The sequence below is a fragment of the Nocardia neocaledoniensis genome (genome assembly GCF_029868625.1).
Taxonomy (GTDB): Bacteria; Actinomycetota; Actinomycetes; order Mycobacteriales; family Mycobacteriaceae; genus Nocardia; species Nocardia neocaledoniensis_A.
Genome location: NZ_JARWOJ010000390.1, coordinates 1 through 2,585 on the forward strand (window position 1 = coordinate 1; position 2,585 = coordinate 2,585).

Consider the following 2,585-nt stretch of genomic DNA (forward strand, 5'->3'; position numbering starts at 1 on the left):
CAGCAGCGCCCTGTCCACTGTGCAGGGCGCCCAAGCCGACTACGACAGCTACAGCAGCAAGCTCGGCGAGAAGTCCTATACAACCCCGAAGTCGAGCCTGGGCACCGGCGGCGGCCCCTCGACCGGCGACCCTTCCCTGCCGACCGACGACACCACCGCAGGCGACGATGCCTCCGCCACAGCGCCCGACACGAACGCAACCTCGACCGACCCTGTTATCGCGATGCAACAAGCCCTTGGGGCCGCGGCGATCGAAGCCGCCACCACCGTGGGCACCCAGCTGATCACCTCCGGCGCCGAAGTCCTGACCACCCTGATCACCGAAGGAGCAGGCGTCGCCACCCACGCCATCGACACCCTCGGCACCGAAGCCGGCGACACCATCACCGCCGCGCTCACCGGCACAGCCGACAACCCGACCACCACCACACCAGCGGCAACCAACAGCGGTGCCACCACCACGAACCCCACCACCACGCCGGCCGCACCGGTCATCAACTTCGGCGGTTCCGACAAACCCGCAGGCGGTGCCGCAGCCGGTACCGGCACCGGCACGAATGCCGGGGGTTCCCCGGCCGCCTCGCCGAAACCTGAGCCCTCCGCGGGCCCGAACACCGCCGAGCCGAAGCCAGCCGCACCCATCGGGCCCGGCGGCACCGGACAACCAGGGGTCGTGCCGAACACCGCGGGCGCGCCCACGACCGCAGTGCTCCCGCCCGCGGGAGCACAGTCGGCAGCCGGGGACGAGGGCGAGCACAAGCCGCGTACCCAAGCAGGGGTCACGGCTCCGGCCTCGATCGCCGGGGACCCGGCAGGTGTCGTCGTCCCGGTCATCGGGGCGGTGCCGTCGTGAGCGAGAGCCCGTTAGATCTGCGCCGATACACTCCGTCCGCCGACAGCGACGACGACCGATTCGACACCGAGGACGGGTGGGTCGGGGACTGGTCGGACTGGAGCCAGCCCACCGACCACCGCGACACCGATCACGGCGCCCCGGCAGCGCCGCCGGGGTTCCGGCAGGTCGGCCGCAGCTTCGCGCCCGCGCGCGCTGACCGTGGCCCGGGCCGGGTCATCGCGGGGCTCGCCGCCGTATTCGGCATCGCCTTGCTGGTCCTGGTCGTGATCACGCTGGCACTGCACGACACCGCGTCCCCCGTCACCGAGGCTCCGCTGACACCGCTACCCGACCCGTTGCCCATACCTTCGGTCATCGCGCCGAGCTCACCCACCTACGCGATCGCGGACTGCCCGCACACCCGCACGCCTGCGCTGGCCTCGGGCACCGACCCTGGTGATACGACCAGCTCCGTCTCGGTGATCTTCGCCTTCCAACACGCCTACTACGTCGAAAGATCCGGGACCACGGCCCGCGAATTCGTCACCGCAGACGCGAAAGTGCCCTCCGCCGAGGGGATCCAGGCCGGGATCGACACCGTCCCGGCCGGGACGAAGTACTGCGTGTCCATCGTGCCGACCGCACCGGCTGCCTGGCAGGTCCATGTCCGCGAACAACGCCCCGACGCCGCACCAGAGCTGTTGGCCACCCTGATCTTCCACACCGCCACCGACCCCGACGGCGTCAACAAGATCACCGAAATCAGCGAGGAACCGTAGTGGCCGACACCTGCACACCCGGCACCGGCTCCGCCACGAGTACCCACCGTGACGGCATACTCGACGCGAGGGAGCCCAACCCAGCCAGGGTCTTCGATGCGATCCACGGTGGCAAGGATGCCTACCTCATCGACCGCCACATCGCCGACAAACTCAGTGCCAACACCACCTTCCGCGTCGCGGTCACCCAGGCCCGCGCGTTCATGCTGCGCGCGATCGAGCACCTCGTCGGCGACCACGGGATAACCCAGATCGTCGAACTCGGGTGCGGATATCCGAACGCACCCCAGGTCCACGACGTCGCCGCCAACCAGAACCCGAGCGCTCGCACCCTCTACCTCGACCACGACCCCTACGTCGCCGCTCACGCCCTCGCCCTGATGACCGGGCCCAACTCCGCGTTCGCAACCGCCGACCTGACGAACTTCGCCAGCATCGCCGAACACCTCACGACAGGACTCGACATCTCGACACCGATCGCGGTATGCCTGTCCGGGACCGCCGAATTCCTCCCCGACGCACCCGCACTGGTGGCGTCACTACTCCAGCATCTACCCGACAGATCCTGGCTGGTGTTCACCCACACCGCCGCCGACCTGCACGACAGCGACATCGACACCGCCGTCGAAACACTGGCCTCGGCAGGCATCCGGTATCGGCCACGCGATCGCGACGAGGTCGAACAGATGCTCGCACCGTTGCTGCTACTCGATCCCGGCCTGGTCACCGCAGACCTGTGGCGGCCCGACCACAACAACGGCGATGAGTGCCTGGCCGGGTTCGGGGTGTGGCCGCGGCCAACGGTGTGCAGCTACGCCGCCGTGGGCAAGCTACATCACCGATGAAACCGGACAGGACCACATCAGCACAGCGCGCCAGCTGCCCGTCCATCTCGCTGACCGTCAGAGACTTTCGCGATCTGCTCGCAACAAGAACACTCACCTCACGGAAGATCACACCTGACTGCGAGA

General features: G+C 68.7%; 2 protein-coding genes and 1 pseudogene. All 3 read left to right on the top strand.

The window, feature by feature from the left end:
• A pseudogene (locus QH270_RS30875) lies at positions 1–853 on the top strand (hypothetical protein); the annotation flags it as partial.
• Positions 850–1,614, top strand: a complete 765-nt coding sequence (locus tag QH270_RS30880) for a hypothetical protein (protein ID WP_280347888.1) — start codon at positions 850–852, stop codon at positions 1,612–1,614. The pseudogene QH270_RS30875 and the gene QH270_RS30880, both read left to right, overlap by 4 nt.
• On the top strand, positions 1,614–2,459 hold the full coding sequence (locus QH270_RS30885; RefSeq protein WP_280347889.1) for an SAM-dependent methyltransferase: 846 nt from the start codon (positions 1,614–1,616) through the stop codon (positions 2,457–2,459). The genes QH270_RS30880 and QH270_RS30885 overlap by 1 nt, the downstream gene beginning before the upstream one ends.
• Positions 2,460–2,585: the final 126 nt, after the last annotated feature.